Origin of the sequence: Ferrovibrio xuzhouensis (assembly GCF_042648965.1) — a bacterium.
Lineage (GTDB): Bacteria > Pseudomonadota > Alphaproteobacteria > Ferrovibrionales > Ferrovibrionaceae > Ferrovibrio > Ferrovibrio xuzhouensis.
On the sequence record NZ_JBHRYJ010000004.1, the window covers coordinates 415,133 to 431,354 of the forward strand.

Annotated in this window: 28 protein-coding genes and 1 pseudogene; 1 reads left to right on the forward strand and 28 read right to left on the reverse strand. The window is 64.0% G+C overall.

The features are described from left to right. Positions 1-4 precede the first annotated feature (4 nt). Positions 5-1,420, reverse strand: a complete 1,416-nt coding sequence (locus ACFOOQ_RS18535) for a DegQ family serine endoprotease (protein ID WP_379729115.1) — start codon at positions 1,418-1,420, stop codon at positions 5-7. 116 nt (positions 1,421-1,536) lie between these two features. Between ACFOOQ_RS18535 and ACFOOQ_RS18540 the strand changes: the two genes are divergently transcribed. Further along, positions 1,537-2,001, forward strand: a complete 465-nt coding sequence (locus ACFOOQ_RS18540; RefSeq protein WP_379729116.1) for a PAS domain-containing protein — start codon at positions 1,537-1,539, stop codon at positions 1,999-2,001. Between the two features lie 82 nt (positions 2,002-2,083). Here ACFOOQ_RS18540 and rplQ read toward each other — a convergent pair whose 3' ends face one another. From rplQ to rpsJ, 27 genes and pseudogenes are all read right to left on the reverse strand, one after another. Further along, positions 2,084-2,503 carry a 50S ribosomal protein L17 gene (gene rplQ, locus ACFOOQ_RS18545; protein WP_379729118.1) on the reverse strand — a complete coding sequence of 140 codons (420 nt, stop codon included), beginning with the start codon at positions 2,501-2,503 and terminating at the stop codon, positions 2,084-2,086. Positions 2,504-2,539: 36 nt separating this feature from the next. Beyond that, the gene (locus ACFOOQ_RS18550) at positions 2,540-3,556 is read right to left on the reverse strand and encodes a DNA-directed RNA polymerase subunit alpha (protein ID WP_379729120.1); all 1,017 of its coding nucleotides are present in this window, start codon (positions 3,554-3,556) and stop codon (positions 2,540-2,542) included. A gap of 142 nt (positions 3,557-3,698) precedes the next feature. Continuing rightward, entirely contained in the window at positions 3,699-4,091 is a 393-nt protein-coding gene (rpsK, locus tag ACFOOQ_RS18555) for a 30S ribosomal protein S11 (RefSeq protein ID WP_379729121.1), read from the reverse strand. 36 nt (positions 4,092-4,127) lie between these two features. After that, positions 4,128-4,505, reverse strand: coding sequence for a 30S ribosomal protein S13 (gene rpsM, locus ACFOOQ_RS18560; protein ID WP_379729123.1), 378 nt, complete (start codon positions 4,503-4,505; stop codon positions 4,128-4,130). Between the two features lie 191 nt (positions 4,506-4,696). Further along, positions 4,697-5,347 carry an adenylate kinase gene (locus ACFOOQ_RS18565; RefSeq protein ID WP_379729125.1) on the reverse strand — a complete coding sequence of 217 codons (651 nt, stop codon included), beginning with the start codon at positions 5,345-5,347 and terminating at the stop codon, positions 4,697-4,699. Then, positions 5,344-6,690: a preprotein translocase subunit SecY gene (gene secY, locus ACFOOQ_RS18570; protein ID WP_379729126.1), complete on the reverse strand. Its 1,347-nt coding sequence runs from the start codon at positions 6,688-6,690 to the stop codon at positions 5,344-5,346. Before secY ends, ACFOOQ_RS18565 begins: the two co-directional genes overlap by 4 nt. Positions 6,691-6,765: 75 nt before the next feature. Further along, positions 6,766-7,278 carry a 50S ribosomal protein L15 gene (rplO, locus tag ACFOOQ_RS18575; protein ID WP_379729127.1) on the reverse strand — a complete coding sequence of 171 codons (513 nt, stop codon included), beginning with the start codon at positions 7,276-7,278 and terminating at the stop codon, positions 6,766-6,768. 48 nt (positions 7,279-7,326) lie between these two features. Continuing rightward, on the reverse strand, positions 7,327-7,512 hold the full coding sequence (rpmD, locus tag ACFOOQ_RS18580; RefSeq protein WP_379729128.1) for a 50S ribosomal protein L30: 186 nt from the start codon (positions 7,510-7,512) through the stop codon (positions 7,327-7,329). Between the two features lie 6 nt (positions 7,513-7,518). Beyond that, a complete protein-coding gene (rpsE, locus tag ACFOOQ_RS18585) occupies positions 7,519-8,082 on the reverse strand; it encodes a 30S ribosomal protein S5 (protein ID WP_379729129.1) in 564 nt (187 codons plus the stop codon). A gap of 16 nt (positions 8,083-8,098) precedes the next feature. Next, positions 8,099-8,464 (reverse strand): 50S ribosomal protein L18, encoded by a 366-nt coding sequence (rplR, locus tag ACFOOQ_RS18590; RefSeq protein ID WP_379729155.1) that lies wholly within the window; start codon positions 8,462-8,464, stop codon positions 8,099-8,101. Positions 8,465-8,481: 17 nt separating this feature from the next. Then, positions 8,482-9,015 (reverse strand): 50S ribosomal protein L6, encoded by a 534-nt coding sequence (gene rplF / locus ACFOOQ_RS18595; protein ID WP_379729130.1) that lies wholly within the window; start codon positions 9,013-9,015, stop codon positions 8,482-8,484. Between the two features lie 11 nt (positions 9,016-9,026). After that, a complete protein-coding gene (gene rpsH, locus ACFOOQ_RS18600; RefSeq protein ID WP_379729132.1) occupies positions 9,027-9,422 on the reverse strand; it encodes a 30S ribosomal protein S8 in 396 nt (131 codons plus the stop codon). A 13-nt stretch (positions 9,423-9,435) separates the two neighbouring features. Further along, positions 9,436-9,741: a 30S ribosomal protein S14 gene (rpsN, locus tag ACFOOQ_RS18605; RefSeq protein WP_379729133.1), complete on the reverse strand. Its 306-nt coding sequence runs from the start codon at positions 9,739-9,741 to the stop codon at positions 9,436-9,438. Positions 9,742-9,761: 20 nt separating this feature from the next. Beyond that, complete coding sequence (gene rplE / locus ACFOOQ_RS18610; RefSeq protein ID WP_379729156.1) at positions 9,762-10,292, reverse strand: 50S ribosomal protein L5; 531 nt, start codon at positions 10,290-10,292, stop codon at positions 9,762-9,764. A 29-nt stretch (positions 10,293-10,321) separates the two neighbouring features. Beyond that, positions 10,322-10,645: a 50S ribosomal protein L24 gene (gene rplX / locus ACFOOQ_RS18615; RefSeq protein ID WP_379729134.1), complete on the reverse strand. Its 324-nt coding sequence runs from the start codon at positions 10,643-10,645 to the stop codon at positions 10,322-10,324. A gap of 3 nt (positions 10,646-10,648) precedes the next feature. Next, on the reverse strand, positions 10,649-11,017 hold the full coding sequence (gene rplN, locus ACFOOQ_RS18620) for a 50S ribosomal protein L14 (protein WP_370153193.1): 369 nt from the start codon (positions 11,015-11,017) through the stop codon (positions 10,649-10,651). Positions 11,018-11,051: 34 nt separating this feature from the next. Next, the gene (gene rpsQ / locus ACFOOQ_RS18625; protein ID WP_379729135.1) at positions 11,052-11,288 is read right to left on the reverse strand and encodes a 30S ribosomal protein S17; all 237 of its coding nucleotides are present in this window, start codon (positions 11,286-11,288) and stop codon (positions 11,052-11,054) included. Between the two features lie 12 nt (positions 11,289-11,300). Beyond that, positions 11,301-11,501: a 50S ribosomal protein L29 gene (gene rpmC / locus ACFOOQ_RS18630; RefSeq protein ID WP_379729136.1), complete on the reverse strand. Its 201-nt coding sequence runs from the start codon at positions 11,499-11,501 to the stop codon at positions 11,301-11,303. A 3-nt stretch (positions 11,502-11,504) separates the two neighbouring features. Further along, on the reverse strand, positions 11,505-11,924 hold the full coding sequence (gene rplP, locus ACFOOQ_RS18635; protein ID WP_379729137.1) for a 50S ribosomal protein L16: 420 nt from the start codon (positions 11,922-11,924) through the stop codon (positions 11,505-11,507). Positions 11,925-11,930: 6 nt separating this feature from the next. Further along, a pseudogene (gene rpsC, locus ACFOOQ_RS18640) lies at positions 11,931-12,640 on the reverse strand (30S ribosomal protein S3). Further along, entirely contained in the window at positions 12,640-13,092 is a 453-nt protein-coding gene (gene rplV / locus ACFOOQ_RS18645; protein ID WP_379729138.1) for a 50S ribosomal protein L22, read from the reverse strand. Before rplV ends, rpsC begins: the two are co-directional and overlap by 1 nt. A gap of 2 nt (positions 13,093-13,094) precedes the next feature. Further along, a complete protein-coding gene (rpsS, locus tag ACFOOQ_RS18650) occupies positions 13,095-13,370 on the reverse strand; it encodes a 30S ribosomal protein S19 (RefSeq protein ID WP_379729139.1) in 276 nt (91 codons plus the stop codon). A gap of 20 nt (positions 13,371-13,390) precedes the next feature. Next, the gene (gene rplB, locus ACFOOQ_RS18655; RefSeq protein WP_379729140.1) at positions 13,391-14,227 is read right to left on the reverse strand and encodes a 50S ribosomal protein L2; all 837 of its coding nucleotides are present in this window, start codon (positions 14,225-14,227) and stop codon (positions 13,391-13,393) included. Between the two features lie 4 nt (positions 14,228-14,231). Then, positions 14,232-14,525 (reverse strand): 50S ribosomal protein L23, encoded by a 294-nt coding sequence (locus ACFOOQ_RS18660; RefSeq protein WP_379729141.1) that lies wholly within the window; start codon positions 14,523-14,525, stop codon positions 14,232-14,234. Then, the gene (rplD, locus tag ACFOOQ_RS18665; protein WP_379729157.1) at positions 14,522-15,142 is read right to left on the reverse strand and encodes a 50S ribosomal protein L4; all 621 of its coding nucleotides are present in this window, start codon (positions 15,140-15,142) and stop codon (positions 14,522-14,524) included. The genes ACFOOQ_RS18660 and rplD overlap by 4 nt, the downstream gene beginning before the upstream one ends. Positions 15,143-15,166: 24 nt before the next feature. Beyond that, a complete protein-coding gene (gene rplC, locus ACFOOQ_RS18670) occupies positions 15,167-15,850 on the reverse strand; it encodes a 50S ribosomal protein L3 (protein ID WP_379729142.1) in 684 nt (227 codons plus the stop codon). A 13-nt stretch (positions 15,851-15,863) separates the two neighbouring features. Continuing rightward, entirely contained in the window at positions 15,864-16,172 is a 309-nt protein-coding gene (gene rpsJ, locus ACFOOQ_RS18675; RefSeq protein WP_341705341.1) for a 30S ribosomal protein S10, read from the reverse strand. Positions 16,173-16,222: the final 50 nt, after the last annotated feature.

Here is a 16,222-nt window from a genome sequence, read left to right on the forward strand (position 1 = left end):
CGCGTCACAGCCTCACATTCAGGGTGTATTGCTGGCTGCCGCGCTTGAGCACGAGCGACCAGCGGTCGGCCGAGGCCAGCAGCTTCTGCAGCCCCGACACGGCCTCAATGGTCTTGCCGTTCACCTTCACCAGGCGATCGCCGGGCTGGATATTGAGCCGGTCGGCGGGCGACCCGTCCGCGACCTTGACGATGATGACCCCGCGATCCAGCGTATCGGTACCGATCTCCTCGGCAAAGGCCGGCGACAGGTTGCCGACCGTGGCGCCGGCGAGCGGCTGGTTGCCCTGCAGCTGGGTGAGGTCACGCGGCGGCGTCTCCGGTGCCTCGACCAGAGCCACGGTCAGATCGAAGTGACGCCCCTCACGGATCACGTCGAGCTTCACCGTCTCGCCCAGCCGGCGTGTCGAGATGCGGAATTTCAGGGCGCGCGGATCGTTCACCTCGCGGCCATCGACGGTCAGCACGACATCGCCCGCCTTGAGGCCGGCGCGGTCGGCCGGGCCGCCGCGATAGACGGCATTGATCAGCACGCCGCCAGGGCGGTCGAGGCCGAGGCTGCGGGCAAGCTCAAAGGTCACGGTCTCGCCCTGGGCGCCGAACCATGGCCGCTTGATGCCCTTGCCGGCCAGGGCGCTGGCCACTGTCGAGGACACGAGATTCGCCGGGATGGCAAAGCCGATGCCGATCGAGCCGCCGGACTTGGTGAAGATTGCCGAATTGATGCCGGCGAGCTTGCCATCCATGGTGACCAGTGCACCGCCGGAATTGCCCGGATTGATCGCCGCATCGGTCTGAATGTAGGACTGCGCATCGAGGTCGCCGATGCCCGTACGGCCGAGGCCGGAGATGATGCCCTGTGTCACCGTCTGGCCGACGCCGAACGGATCGCCGATGGCGACCACCAGATCGCCGACCTCGATATCATCGGAATCGCGGAATTCCAGATGTGGCAGCTTTTCGCCCTTGGTGTCGATGCGCAGCACGGCCAGGTCGACATGCGGGTCAGCGGCGACCACCTTGGCTTCGAACTCGCGGCGGTCGGCCAGCGCCACGACGATTTCGGTGGCGCCGTCAATGACATGGTTGTTGGTAACGATCACGCCATCGGGCTCGATGATCACGCCGGAACCGAGCGACCGGGCAATACGCTCGCGCGGCTGACCCTGCGGCGACAGGTTGCCGAAGAACTGGCGGAAGAAGGGATCGTTCATGAGCGGCGAGGTCTGCGCGACGCGCTCGACGCGACGGGTGTAGATATTCACCACCGCCGGCGCCACCCGCTTGACCAGCGGCGCGAAGGTCAGGCGGATCTCCGCCTCGCTGCCCGGCACGCGGGTCTGGGGCTGCGCCAGCACCGGCGGGGCACATGCCGCCAGCAGGCTGCCGGCGACCAGGAAAACCTTGAGAAATCGATGCATCGGTCCGGTCCGTGGGAAGATCATAATGATAAAGGATGTTGCCGAAAGGTTTTCAATGCCGCGGCCGCACAATTAACAATTGTATCGGGGAGAATTTCGTGTTCGGCTCGGGATGCATGCTGAACCAGACCCCTGCCATCCAGCTCGACAAGCCGGCCCTGCAGCAGCTCTATGCCTACTGGGACGACAAGCGTGCCGGTCGCCCCTACCCCACGCGGGAGGATATCGATCCGCTGGAGCTGAAATTCATCCTCGGCTGCCTGCTGCTGCTGGATGTCGAACGCAAGCCCACCCTGCGCTTCCGCTATCGCCTGTTCGGCAGCGAAATTGCCCATCAGCAGGGCCTCGACATGACCGGCAAATATGCCGACGAGCATCCCTGGCCGGCCTTCGCCGCCCGCACCCGCACGGTCTATACCGGCGTGCTGGATACCGGCAGCCCCAGCGTGATCCGGCGCCAGGAGCTGATCGGCGACCGCTTCTTCGATCACCAGTCGCTGGTGCTGCCGCTCGGGCATGACCAGATCGACATGATCCTGGTCGGCGTCATCTTCTCGCCGGCCGATCCGCAGCAGCCCTGATCCCGCAAATGAACCCGATCCCGCAAATGAAAACGGCGGCCCGGAAGCCGGACCGCCGTCATCGCATTCAGTCGGATGCCGCTCAGGCGGCTTCAGCTTCACCGGCCTCGACGACCGGGCCCGAATCGAGGCCCTTCACCGACGGGTCACGGTCGACCAGTTCGATCACGGCGAGCGGTGCGGCATCGCCATAGCGGAAGCCGGCCTTCAGCACGCGGGTGTAGCCACCCTTGCGTTCGGCATAGCGCTGGTTCAGCGTCGAGAACAGCTTCTCGACCGCGGCCTTTTCCGGCAGGAACGACAGCGCCTGGCGGCGGGCATGCAGGTCGCCCCGCTTGCCCAGCGTGATGAGCTTGTCCATCAACGGCTTCAGCTCCTTGGCCTTCGGCAGCGTGGTGGTGATCTGCTCGTGCTTGATCAGCGACGCGGCCATGTTGCCGAACATCGCGCGACGGTGGGAGCTCGTCTTGTTGAGCTTGCGACCGGCATTACGGTGGCGCATGTCTACTCTCCTCGATCCTTCAGTAGGCGGGCAGGATCAATACTGATCCTGCAGTTTCTTCGCCAGTTCCTCGATATTCTCAGGCGGCCAGTTGGGGACATGCATGCCAAGATGCAGGCCCATCTGCGCCAGGACTTCCTTGATCTCATTCAGCGACTTGCGGCCGAAGTTCGGCGTGCGGAGCATTTCCGCCTCGGTCTTCTGGATCAGGTCGCCGATATAGACGATGTTGTCGTTCTTCAGGCAGTTCGCCGAACGGACCGACAGTTCCAGCTCGTCGACGCGACGCAGAAGGTTCGGATTGAATTCCGGCTCGCTGATGGTCTTCTCGCGGGTCTCGGCCTTCGGCTCCTCGAAGTTGATGAAGAGCTGCAGCTGGTCCTGCAGGATGCGGGCGGCAAAGGCCACCGCATCTTCCGGCTTCACTGCACCGTTGGTCTCGAGCTGCATGGTCAGCTTGTCATAGTCGAGAATCTGGCCCTCGCGGGTGTTCTCGACCTTGTAGGAGACCTTGCGGACCGGGCTGTACAGCGCGTCGACCGGGATCAGGCCGATCGGCGCATCTTCCGGACGGTTGGCCGACGCCGGCACGTAGCCCTTGCCGGTCTCGACGGTCAGTTCCATGCGGATGTTGGCGCCGTTGTCGAGGGTGCACAGCACATGGTCGGGGTCCATCACCTCGATGTCATGGCCGGTCTCGATCATCTTGGCGGTGACTTCGCAGGGACCCTGCGCATTCAGATGCATGCGCTTCGGGCCCTCGCCGTGCATCTTGAGCGCCATCGACTTGATGTTCAGCACGATGTCGGTCACGTCCTCGCGGACGCCCGGAATCGACGAGAATTCATGCAGCACGCCATCGATCTTAATCGACGTGACGGCGGCGCCCTGCAGCGACGACAGCAGCACGCGACGCAGCGCATTGCCCAGCGTCAGACCAAAGCCACGCTCCAGCGGCTCGGCGACGATGGTCGCGGTGCGGCCCGGCACGGCGCCCGGCTCGATCACCAGCTTGTTCGGCTTAATCAGATCGGTCCAATTCTTCTGGATCACCTGTAACCTCGTTCGGTTGCGGCGGGCTCAGCACACCGCCTGGACCACCTCGGTTGCGGCAGCGGCCGCCCCTCAATTCGCTCGGGGTGCGGCCGTCCGCTTTATCAATGGATCGCGCCGGGAGTGTCCCCGGCGCGACAAATCAGATGCGGCGGCGCTTCGGCGGGCGGCAACCGTTATGCGGGATCGGCGTCACGTCGCGGATGCTGGTGATGACGAAACCGACCGCCTGCAACGCGCGCAGCGCCGACTCGCGGCCCGAACCCGGACCCTTCACCTCGACCTCGAGGGTGCGCACGCCATGCTCGGCGGCCCGCTTGCCGGCCGTGTCGGCAGCGACCTGCGCGGCATACGGAGTCGACTTGCGCGAGCCCTTGAAGCCCTGGCTGCCGGCCGACGACCAGGCGATGGTATTGCCCTGCGCGTCGGTGATGGTGATCATCGTGTTGTTGAACGATGCATTCACATGCGCGACGGCAGAGGTGATGTTCTTCTTTTCCTTGCGCCGGGGGCGCGCGGCCTTGTCCTTGACCATGAGTGTCCTGCAGTCCTTGAAAACGGGGGGTTAGGGTTAGCGGGCTGCCTTCTTCTTGCCGGCGATGGCAACCGCCTTACCCTTGCGGGTGCGGGCATTCGTGTGGGTGCGCTGGCCGCGCACCGGCAGGCCCTTGCGATGACGCAGGCCGCGATAGCAGCCGAGGTCCATCAGGCGCTTGATGTTCATCGCGACTTCGCGACGCAGGTCACCCTCGACCTTGTAGTCACGGTCGATCGCTTCGCGGATCTGCAAAACCTCGGCATCGGTCAGCTCGTTGACCCGGCGCTCGCGCGGCAGGCCAATGGTCTCACAGATTTCCTTCGCCTTCACCCGGCCGATGCCGTAGATGTAGGTCAGTGCGATCTCGACCCGCTTGTTGGTCGGGATGTTCACGCCAGCAATACGCGCCACGCTTTTTCTCCTCGAATCACACGTCCCGACCGCGTCGGAACGATTACCTGGGCTACACGTCGGCAAGCGAAAAATCAGCGATATCAATAAGATACGCCGATACGTGCCGGCCGATTTCCTTATCGCGCCTGCTGCCCAAGGGGCGCGATTATAGAAACTATCCTTACTCAGTCAACTACTTATGCGACCCCTCAGAGGGCGGCCAGAACTCCCTCGATCTGCCGGGTCACCTCGTCCATCGCCGCCATCCCGTCCACCTGGCGCAGGATGCCGCGCCCGTTGTAGTAGGGCAGCAGCGGCGCCGTCTGCTCGTGGTAGGCCTTCAGCCGGGGCACCACGGTTTCCGCCTTGTCATCGGCGCGACGGCTGAATTCCGTGCTGCCGCAGACATCGCAGACCCCGGGGGTCTTCGGCTGCTTGAAGGTGTCATGATACCCAGCGCCGCATTTGGCGCAGGTAAACCGGCCAGTGATGCGCTCCACCAGGGCGCTGTCATCGACCTTCATCTCGATTACCGCATCCAGCTTCAGCTTGCGCTCGGCCAGCATCTTGTCGAGCGCCTCGGCCTGCTTGGTGGTGCGCGGGAAGCCGTCGAGGATAAACCCCTTGCGGCAGTCCGGCTGGTCGATCCGCTCGGCAATGATGCCGACGACGATCTCGTCCGACACCAGCTCGCCGCGATCCATTACCGCCTTCGCCTTCAGGCCGGTCGCCGTGCCCGCCTTGACGGCGGCGCGCAGCATGTCGCCGGTCGACAGCTGGACCAGGCCGTGGCTGGCGGTCAGCCGCTGCGCCTGCGTGCCCTTGCCGGCTCCGGGCGGCCCCAGAAGGATCAACCTCATTTCCGCGCTCCCCTCAGCTTGGCCTTCTTGATGAGGCCCTCATACTGATGCGCCAGCAGATGCGACTGGATCTGGGCGACCGTATCCATGGTCACGCTGACGACGATCAGCAGCGACGTGCCGCCGAAGTAGAACGGCACCGAATAATGCGAAATCAGGATTTCCGGCAGCAGACAGACCGCGGCGATATAGATCGCGCCGATCACCGTCAGGCGGCTCAGGACGTAGTCGAAATACTCGGCCGTGCGCTGGCCCGGGCGGATGCCCGGCACGAAGCCGCCGTTCTTTTTCAGGTTGTCGGCCGTCTCGGTCGGATTGAACACCACCGAGGTATAGAAGAAGCAGAAAAACACGATCAGCGCGACATACATCACGATATAGAGCGGCTGGCCGTGGCCGATCAGGGTGGTCAGCGTCGTCACCCAGGCCGGCGCGCCGGCACCGACGGTGAACTGCGCGATGGTGATCGGCATCAGCAGCAGCGAGGACGCGAAGATCGGCGGGATCACGCCCGAGGTGTTCAGCTTCAGCGGCAGATGCGAACTTTCGCCACCAAACATGCGCTGGCCGACCTGGCGCTTGGGATACTGCACCAGGATACGGCGCTGGGCGCGCTCCATGAACACGATGAAGGTGATCACGGCCACGACCAGAATGATCAGGAACAGGATGAAGAAGGTGCTGAGCGCGCCGGTGCGGCCGAGTTCAAGCGTCGCGGCCATGGCGCGCGGCAGCTCGGCAACGATGCCGGCGAAAATGATCAGCGAGGTGCCCTGGCCGACGCCGCGCTGGGTGATCTGCTCGCCCAGCCACATCAGGAACAGCGTGCCGCCGGTCAGCGTGATGACAGTGGTGAACCGGAACATCATGCCCGGATCGATGACGGCGCCGCCGTGGCTGCCGTTCATGCCTTCGAGGCCGACCGAAATGCCATAGGCCTGGATCGCCGCCAGGAAGACGGTGCCGTAGCGGGTATACTGGTTCAGCTTCTTGCGGCCCGCCTCGCCTTCCTTCTTCATCGCCTCGAGCTGCGGCGACACGGCGGTCAGCAGCTGGACGATAATAGAGGCCGAGATGTACGGCATGATGTTCAGCGCGAAGATGGTCATGCGCGCCAGCGCACCGCCGGCGAACACGTTGAACATGCCGAGGATGCCGCCGGACTGCTGGCGGAAGATGTCCGCCATGATCATCGGGTCGATGCCAGGCAGCGGGATATAGGTGCCGAGCCGGAAGACGATCAGCGCACCGATCGTGAACCAGATCCGCTTCTTCAATTCGGTCGCCTTGGCGAAGGCCCCGAAATTGAGGCTGGCTGCCATGCGTTCCGCTGCCGATGCCATGTCTGATCCCTAAATCCGGACGCGTGACCCTGGAGAAGACCGGCGGGGTCTTTGCCCCGCCGTCAATCCCGTGACTTACTTCTTCTTGCCCTTGGCCTTCTTTTCGGCCTTGGGCTGCTCGCTCTTCGGCGGGACCAGAACCGTGATGCTGCCACCGGCCTTCTCGACCGCCGCCTTGGCGGTCGCCGAGGCGCCGCTGACGGTGATGGTGATCTTGGCCTTCAGCTCGCCGGTGCCCAGCAGGCGGACGCCGTCGGACTTGCCCGAGCACAGGCCGGCCTTGGCCAGCGCCGCCTCGTCGATCGGCTGGGCCGCGTCAAGCTTGCCCTTCTCGATCACGGCCTGCAGGCGACCGATGTTGACCGCCTCGTAGACGGTCGGGAACGGGACGTTGAAGCCGCGCTTCGGCAGCCGGCGGTAGATCGGGGTCTGGCCGCCTTCGAAACCGTTGATGCTGACGCCGGTACGGGCCTTCTGACCCTTGACGCCGCGGCCCGAGGTCTTGCCCTTGCCGGAGCCGATGCCGCGGCCGACACGCATGCGGTCCTTGCGGGCGCCCGGATTGTCGGCGATCTGATTGAGACGCATGTTTCTAACCCTTCCGCTCGGGCCGGCATACGCCGGCCGCTAATTCCTTCAGCCTTCGACCTGCAGAAGGTGCTCGACCTTCTTGATCATGCCGCGCACCGAGGGGGTATCCTCGAGCTCGCGGCTCTGATGCAGCTTGCGCAGGCCCAGACCCACCAGGGTCTGCTGCTGATCGACGGTGCGCTTGTTGGCCGAGCGCACCCAGGTAACCTTGACCGTCTTCGCCTTGGCCATGACCGATTACTCCTCAGTCTCCGGGCGGCGGCCCAGGATGTCAGCCACCTTCTTGCCGCGCTTGGCGGCAATGTGGCGCGGTGCATTCAGGTTCTGCAGCGCGGCAAACGTCGCCTTGACCATGTTGTGCGGGTTCGACGAACCCAGCGACTTGGTCACCACGTCGGCGACGCCGAGCGTCTCGAACACGGCGCGCATCGGGCCACCGGCGATGATGCCGGTACCGGCCGGAGCCGCGCGCAGCACGACCTTGCCGGCGCCATGACGGCCCTCGATGTCGTGATGCAGCGTGCGACCTTCGCGCAGGTTGACGCGGATCAGGTTGCGCTTGGCATGTTCGGTCGCCTTGCGGATCGCTTCCGGCACCTCGCGGGCCTTGCCCGAACCGTAACCGACGCGGCCCTTCTGGTCGCCGACAACGACCAGCGCGGCAAAGCCGAAACGCCGGCCGCCTTTCACCACCTTGGCGACGCGGTTGATGCTGACCAGCTTGTCGACAAACTCGTTGTCGCCGCGATCACCGCGGTCGGAACCGCGATCGCCTCGGTCGGAACGTTGAGTAGCAGCCATTGTACCCAAACCTTTCTTAGAAACTCAGACCGGCTTCACGGGCCGCGTCAGCGAGCGCCTTGATGCGCCCATGAAACAGGTAGGCGCCACGGTCGAAGATCACTTCCGTGATACCAGCGGCCTTGGCACGCTCGGCAATCAGCTTGCCGACTTCCGAGGCGGCCTTGGTATCGGCGCCGGTCTTCAGCGAGCCGCGCAGGCCGGCCTCCAGCGACGAGGCCGCAGCAACCGTCACGCCCTTGGTGTCGTCGATCACCTGGGCATAGATGTAGCGCGAGGTGCGATGCACGCTGAGCCGGGCGCGGCCATGGGCCGCGGTACGGATGCGGGTGCGATTGCGTTCCTTGCGGCGCTCGTTCAGGTCGTTCAGGCGGGTCTTCATGCTCATGGCGGCGGCCCTTACTTCTTCTTGCCTTCCTTGCGCAGGATGGTCTCATCAACGTACTTGATGCCCTTGCCCTTGTAAGGCTCGGGGGGCTTGATCCCGCGGATTTCCGCGGCGACCTGGCCGACCAGCTGCTTATCCGCGCCCGAAATCTTGATCGAGGTGGGCTTTTCCACCTTGATCTCGATACCGGCCGGGATCGGATAGATCACTTCATGGCTGAAGCCCATGTTCAGCTGCAGGTTCTTGCCCTGCATCGCCGCACGCAGACCGACGCCGTTGATTTCCAGCTCCTCGGTGAAGCCGTCCTTGACGCCCTTCACCAGGTTGTTCACCAGGGTCCGCTGCATGCCCCACATGGAGCGGCCGCGGCGCGAGGTTTCCCGCGGCTTGACGGTGATCTTGCTGTCCGCCATCTCCACCGAAAGGTCATCCACGACGGTGAGCTTCAGCTCGCCCTTCGGGCCCTTCGCGGTCAGAGTCTGGCCAGCCAGCTGGACCTGCACGCCCTGCGGCACCGGAACCGGATGCTTGCCGATACGCGACATGGTCATACTCCTCAGAATACGCGGCAGAGGACTTCGCCGCCGACATTGGCAGCGCGGGCCTCCACATCGGACATCACGCCGCGCGGGGTCGACAGGATCGAAATCCCGAGGCCGCCACGAACCTTGCCCAGGTCCTTGATGGCCGAATAGACCCGGCGGCCCGGGGTCGACACACGGTCGATCGCGCGGATGACCGGCTCGCCTTCGTAGTACTTGAGCTCGATGCGGAGGTTGCGCTTGTTGGCTTCCTCCTGCAGCTCGTAGCCACGAATGTAGCCTTCCTTCTTCAGCACCTCGAGCACGTTCATACGCAGCTTCGAGGCCGGGCAGTTGATCGACGACTTGTTCGCCTGCTGGCCGTTGCGGATACGGGTCAGCATATCGCCAAGGGGATCGGTAAGAGCCATGCTCGTATCCTCCTTACCAGCTCGACTTGACCATGCCGGGGATCTGGCCCATCGAGGCCAGCTCACGCAGCATGTTGCGCGACAGCTTCAGCTTGCGATACACGGCGCGCGGACGGCCGGTGATTTCGCAGCGATTGCGCACACGGATCTTGGCAGAGTTGCGCGGCAGCTCGGCCAGCTTCAGGACAGCCTCGAAACGCTCTTCCGGCGACGCGTCCTTGTTCTTGATCGCGGCCTTCAGTTTCGCGCGCTTCGCAGCGTACTGCGCCGAGAGCTTCTCGCGGCGCTTGTTCTTTTCGACGGAACTTGTCTTCGCCATTTCAGCGATCCTTTCCCGGCTCAGTTCTGAAACGGCATGCGGAAAGCGGTCAGGAGAGCCTTGGCTTCCTCGTCCGTCTTCGCAGTCGTGCAGATGATGATATCCATGCCGCGGACCTCGTCGATCTTGTCGTAGTTGATCTCCGGGAAGATCAGCTGCTCCTTGAGGCCGAGGGCATAGTTGCCGCGACCGTCGAAGCTCTTGCCCGGGACGCCGCGGAAGTCGCGGACGCGCGGCAGCGCGATGTTGATCAGGCGGTCGAGGAACTCGTACATGTGCTGGCGACGCAGGGTGACCTTGCAGCCGACCGCCTGGCCCTCGCGCAGCTTGAAGTTGGCGATCGCCTTGCGGGCCTTGGTGGTCACCGGCTTCTGGCCGGTGATCGCGGCCAGCTCGGTCGCCGCCGCCTGCACCTTCTTCGAATCCTGGGCGGCTTCGCCGACGCCCATGTTGATCACGATCTTGTCGATCCGCGGAACCTGCATCGCATTCTTGTAGCCGAACTTCTCGATCAGCTGCTTGCGAACCTGGTTCTCGTAGATGTCCTTCATACGGGGAGCGCTCATTGCATCACCCTCCATCAACGATCGATGACTTCGCCGGAGCGCTTGGCAAAGCGCACCTTGCGACCGTCATCCAGAAGCTTGTACCCGACGCGGGTCGGCTTGCCGTCCTTGGGATCGGCATGCATCACGTTCGAGATGTGGACCGGAGCTTCACGCTCCTCGATGCCGCCGGCCGAACCGCGGCTCGGCTTGACGTGCTTGGTCGCCTTGTTGGCACCCTGCACGACCACGCGGTCCATGATACGGTCGACGCGGAGCACCTCGCCGGTCGCGCCCTTCGAGCGGCCGGAGACGATGACGACCTTGTCGCCCTTCTTGACTTTAAACTTCTCGGCCATGGCTCAGAGCACCTCCGGCGCCAGAGAAATGATCTTCATGTGCCCCTTCACGCGCAGCTCGCGGGTGACCGGCCCGAAGATACGGGTACCGATCGGCTCCTGCTGCTTGTTGATCAGCACGGCTGCATTGCGGTCGAAGCGGATGGCGCTGCCGTCGGGACGACGGATTTCCTTGGCGGTGCGGACGATGACGGCGCGATGCACGTCACCCTTCTTCACGCGGCCGCGCGGAATGGCGTCCTTCACGGACACCACGATGATATCACCGACCTGGGCCGTCTTGCGCTTCGAACCACCCAGCACCTTGATGCACTGGACTCGGCGCGCACCCGAATTATCGGCGACGTCGAGATTGGTTTCCACCTGGATCATTGGACCTGTACCTCGCTAAATATCCGGTGTCGGCTCAGGAGGCGGTCTCGAGGACGACCCAGCGTTTCAACTTTGAAATCGGCTTGGTTTCCTCGATCCGAACAACGTCACCTTCCTTGTGGCCGTTGTTCTCGTCATGAGCATGGTAATTCTTCGAACGGCGGATGAACTTCTTGTACACGGGATCCATGATCCGCCGCTCGACTTTCACGACGACGGTCTTGTTGCCCTTGTTGCTCACCACGACGCCCTGCAATACGCGCTTCGGCATCTTCGTCTCTCCTTACGCCCGCTTGGCGACGGCCGACTGGCCGAGCGCGCTGCGTACACGGGCGATGTCCCGGCGCACCTGACGGACGCGCGCGGTGTTCTCCAACTGGCCGGTCGCCTTCTGGAAGCGCAGGTTGAACTGCTCCTTCTTCAGGTCGGTCAGCTTGGTAACCAGTTCATCCTTGGTCTTGCCGACCAGTTCAGTGGCCTTCATGACTTACGCTCCCTCACCCAGACGGGTGACGACTTTGGTGCGGATCGGCAGCTTGGCAGCGCCCAGCTGGAAAGCTTCCTTGGCCAGATTGGCCGGAATGCCGTCCAGTTCGAACATCACGCGGCCCGGCTTGACGCGGCAGACCCAGAGCTCGGGCGAACCCTTGCCGGAGCCCATGCGGACTTCGGCCGGCTTCTTCGACACCGGCACATCCGGGAACACACGGATCCACATGCGGCCCTGGCGCTTGATGTGGCGGGTGATCGCCCGGCGGCAGGCCTCGATCTGGCGCGCGGTGACACGGGCCGGCTCCATCGCCTTCAGGCCGAAGGCGCCGAAGTTGAGGTCGGTGCCGCCCTTGGCAACGCCCTTGATGCGGCCCTTGAAGGCCTTGCGGAACTTAGTACGCTTCGGTTGCAACATTTCCCGTCACTCCCGGATCAGCCCTGACGGCCGCCCTGATGGCCCTGAACCTGATCGGCCAGGCGCTTGTCCTGGGCCATCGGGTCATGAGCCATGATCTCACCCTTGAACACCCACACCTTCACGCCGCAGCTGCCATAGGCAGTCTTGGCGGTGGCGCGGGCGAAATCGACATCGGCGCGCAGGGTATGCAGGGGCACACGGCCCTCGCGGTACCACTCGACGCGGGCGATTTCCGCACCGCCGAGACGGCCGCCGCAGGTGATGCGGATGCCGCCGGCGCCCAGACGCATGGCCGACTGCACCGCACGCTTCATGGCGCGACGGAAGGCAACGCGACGCTCGAGCTGCTGCGCGATATTCTCGGCAACCAGCTTGGCATCCAGTTCCGGCTTGCGGATCTCGACGATGTTCAGATGCACTTCCGACTTGGTCATCTTGGCCAGGTCGGACCGCAGCTTCTCGATGTCGGCGCCCTTCTTGCCGATCACCACGCCCGGACGCGCCGAGTGGATGGTGATGCGGGCCTTCTTGGCCGGCCGCTCGATGACGATGCGGGCAACACCGGCCTGGGCCAGGCGCTGCTCGAGATACTTGCGGATCTTCAGATCCTCGTGCAGCAGACCGGCATACTCCTTGTCGCTGGAATACCAGCGCGAGTCCCAGGTGCGGTTGATGCCGAGGCGGAGCCCGACCGGATTGACTTTCTGACCCATTACGCCTGCTCCCCGCTCTGCTGCGCTTCGGCCTTCTTCGGCTTCGCAGCCGTCTTGGCCTTGGCAGGAGCCTTCTGCTCTTCCTCGCGCTCGCGCACGACGATGGTGATATGGCTGAACGGCTTCAGGATCTTGGCTCCACGGCCGCGGGCGCGGGCGTGGAAGCGCCGCATCACCAGACCCTTGCCGACACTGGCTTCGGCGACGACCAGACGGTCGACGTCAAGCTGGTGGTTGTTCTCGGCATTGGCGATCGCCGACTGCAGGACCTTGCGGACGTCCTGGGCGATGCGCCGCTTGGAGAAGGTCAGTTCCGACAGGGCCGCCTCGACCCGCTTGCCGCGGATCAGACCGGCGACCACGCCGAGTTTGCGGGGGCTGACCCGGATGTTCCGCCCCACGGCCATCGCCTCGTTCTCGCCGAGGCGGGATTCGTGCGCCTGCTTGCCCATGGTTACTTCTTCGCCTTCTTATCAGCGGTGTGGCCGTGGAAGGTGCGGGTCGGCGAAAACTCGCCGAACTTATGCCCGACCATATCCTCGGTCACGTTCACCGGGATGAACTTGTTGCCGTTATGAACGCCGAAGGTCTGACCGACAAACTGCGGCATGATCGTCGAGCGACGCGACCAGGTCTTGATGACCTCCTTGCGACCCGACGATGCGACCTTGTCGGCCTTATTCAGCAGATACCCGTCCACAAACGGGCCTTTCCAGACAGAACGTGCCACGACCTAACCTCCTAGCCCGATCAGCTATGCTTGCCCGACGGGCGGCGGCGCAGGATCATATTCTGCGTCCGCTTGTTGTTACGGGTGCGCTTGCCCTTGGTATTCTTGCCCCACGGGGTCACCGGATGACGGCCACCCGAGGTACGACCTTCACCACCACCATGCGGATGGTCGATCGGGTTCATCGCCACGCCGCGGACGGTCGGGCGAACGCCGAGCCAGCGCTTGCGGCCGGCCTTGCCCAGCTTGGTGTTCTGGTTGTCCGGGTTGGACACCGCACCGATGGTGGCCATGCAATCGGCCTGCACCAGACGCTGCTCACCCGAGGCCAGACGCAGCAGGGCCATGCCCTGGTCCTTGCCGACCAGCTGCACGAAGCTGCCGGCCGAACGGGCCATCTGGCCACCCTTGCCCGGCTTCATCTCCACATTGTGGATGATGGTGCCGACCGGGATCGACTTCATCGGCATGGCGTTGCCGGGCTTGATGTCGACCTTCTCGCCGGCGATGACGCGGTCGCCGACCTTCAGGCGCTGCGGCGCCAGGATGTAGGCCAGCTCGCTGTCATCGTACTTCAGCAGCGCGATGAAGGCGGTACGGTTCGGGTCGTACTCGATCCGCTCGACCGTGGCGCCGACATCGAACTTGCGGCGCTTGAAGTCGATCATGCGGTAGCGGCGCTTGTGGCCGCCGCCGATGTGGCGGGTGGTGATACGACCGGTGTTGTTGCGGCCGCCGGTCTTCCTCAGACCCTCGGTCAGTTCCTTGACCGGGCGGCCCTTATAGAGCTGCGAACGGTCGATCAGGACCAGGCCGCGGGTCGACGGCGTTACCGGCTTGTAGTGTTTCAAAGCCATGGCGTCAGATTCCCGTCGTCACGTCGATTTTGTGGCCGTCGGCGAGGGTGACCATCGCCTTCTTCCAGTCGGAGCGCTTGCCCGGCTGGCCACGGAACATCTTGGTTTTGCCTTTGGCGCGCAGCGTGTTGACCGCCATCACCTTGACCTTGAACAGCGCCTCGACGGCGGCCTTGATCTGCGGCTTGGTGGCGGTCAGCGGCACCTTGAAGGTGACCTGGTTGTACTCGGAAGTACGGGTCGCCTTTTCGGTGATCACCGGCGAAAGGATCACATCGTAGTGGTTGACGTTGCTCATTTCAGGCGAGCCTCCAGAGCCTCGACCGCGGCCTTGGTCAGCACCAGGGTGTCACGGCGCAGGATGTCGTAGACATTGGCGCCCTGCTCCGGCAGCACGTCGATGTTGCGGAGCGAACGGGCGGCGCGGGCGAAATTCTCGTCGAGCACCTTGCCGTCGATCAGCAGCGCGCTGTCGAGCCCGAGGCCCTTCAGCTTGCCAGCCAGCCCCTTGGTCTTGGCATCCTTCAGCACCGCGTCGGACACGACCTTCAGCTTGCCTTCGGCCAGCTTGGTCGACAGCGCGGTCTTCAGCGCCAGCTTGCGGACCTTCTTGGGCAGGTCGATGGCATGGCTGTGCGGCACCGGACCGAACGCCTTGCCGCCGCCGCGGAACTGCGGCGCGCGGATGCCGCCGTGGCGGGCGCCGCCGCTGCCCTTCTGCTTGATGATCTTGCGGGTCGAACCCGAAACCTCACCATAGGTCTTGGTCTTGTGCGTGCCCTGCTGGCGCTTGGCCAGCTGCCAGATCACATAGCGCTGCAGCAGGTCTGCGCGCGGCGGCAGGCCGAACACGTCCTTGGACAGCGCAAGCTTGCCCGCGGACTTGTTCTCCAGGTCGGTCACGCCGACTTCAATTGTCTCGGCCATGGCTCTCTACCCTTACTTCTCAGCTGCCTTGAGGGCGGCCGGCATCGGCAGGTCCTTGTGCACCGGCTTCTTCACCGCGTCACGGACATACACATACTGGCCTTCAGACCCCGGCACGCTGCCCTTCAGCATGATCAGGCCGCGGGCAGCATCGGTGCGGATTACCTGCAGGTTCTGCTGGGTGCGCTGACGGTCGCCCATGTGGCCGGCCATCTTCTTGCCCTTGAAAACCTTGCCCGGATCCTGACGCTGACCGGTCGAACCGTGGCTACGATGGCTGATCGACACGCCGTGGCTCGCTTCGAGACCACGGAAGTTGTGCCGCTTCATGACACCGGCGAAGCCCTTACCGACAGTGTTGCCGACGACATCGACGAACTGGCCGACGACGAAATGCTCCACCGAGAGTTCAGCGCCGACATCCACCATCGCTTCGGCGGTGACGCGGAACTCGACGACCTTGCGCTTCGGCTCGACATTCGCCTTGGCGAAGTGGCCGCGCATGGCCTTGGACACGTTCTTCGGCTTGGCAGCCTCGACACCGACCTGAAGAGCGGAATAACCGTCCTTCTCCTCGGTGCGCTGCGCCACCACCTGGCAATTGTCCACCTTCAGCACGGTGACCGGCACGTGCGTGCCGTCCTCCGTGAACAGCCGGGTCATTCCCAGCTTGCGTGCAACCAATCCGGTCCGCATGGGCCCAGTCCCCTTACAGCTTGATCTCGACGTCGACACCGGCGGCCAGGTCGAGCTTCATCAGCGCGTCCACCGTCTGCGGAGTCGGATCGACAATGTCGAGCAGCCGCTTGTGGGTGCGGATCTCGAACTGCTCACGCGACTTCTTGTCGACGTGCGGCGAACGGTTCACCGTGAACCGTTCAATATGGGTCGGAAGCGGGATCGGGCCCCGCACCCGCGCCCCGGTACGCTTCGCGGTGTTGACGATCTCGCTGGTGCTCTGGTCGAGCACCCGATGATCGAACGCCTTAAGGCGGATGCGGATATTCTGGCTGTCCATAAGTTTTATCCCAGCTAGACGCGCCGATTACTTACGCGATGACTTTGGCA